The organism is Bradyrhizobium campsiandrae (genome assembly GCF_014529705.1).
GTDB lineage: Bacteria > Pseudomonadota > Alphaproteobacteria > Rhizobiales > Xanthobacteraceae > Bradyrhizobium > Bradyrhizobium campsiandrae.
In genome coordinates, this window is record NZ_JAANIH010000168.1 from 1 (window position 1) to 837 (window position 837).

At 46.1% G+C, this 837-nt stretch carries 1 pseudogene; it reads right to left on the bottom strand.

What is annotated here, in order from left to right:
* Nucleotides 1-837 (bottom strand): annotated as a pseudogene (locus G8O24_RS47040) (IS30 family transposase); the annotation flags it as partial.

Sequence of the window (837 nt, forward strand, 5' to 3'; positions counted from 1 at the left end):
GTATAAGGGTGAGCGTAGTACACAAGAGTCTTGGAAACTTGCTCAAGATCGGATAGATCTGCGAACTCAGATCCATTGTCGGTTGTGATAGACTTAAAGATTTGATTCCATTTGGATCCGTAGTGCTCTCGAAGCTTATCAAATGCCTTCATAACGCTAGCTGAGGTCTTATCCTCGATCTTGATCATGAAGAACTGACGCGTCTTTCGTTCGCACAGAGTAAGCAACACATCGTCGTCCTTAGTCTTGTGTCCAAGAACCAGATCGCATTCCCAGTGGCCAAAGTCCTTAGGGCTTTCGATTCTAGGACTACGTTCATCGATGCTTCGTCCTAGGATACGCTTGTTTACACGGGCACGACGAGTCTTAGTATTGCGCTTGACCTTCTCTGGAAGATCACCGTTCTTGATATCCATTAGGCCCAAGTCAACGTAGTTATACAGAGTTTTGGTTGATACGACCTGATCCTTCTGGAAGATTCCCTTGGCCAAAGCATAACCCACGCAAGCATCAAGAGACCAGCCATGATTATGGAAGCAGTGGGAAACATAGTCGATGAACTTATGTCTGCGAAGAAACAAGCTCTTGCGGCCGCATTCGCTTCTATGTAGTTCGTAAGTGCTTTGGCCTTCGACAGCTTTATCACGCTACACATTGCCGGTATACACGGATACTGTGCCTCTTTTGAGCTCATATCCGACCGTGCTTGGTGAGCAGTTAAGTTCTCTAGCTATAGCACGATTAGAGTAGCCCTTAGAGTGCAGCTCCTGGATTGTAGTCCGGTCGTTCAGCTTAAGGTTCTTGCCCTTTTGGTGTGGTTTAGTGTTAGAATAATAA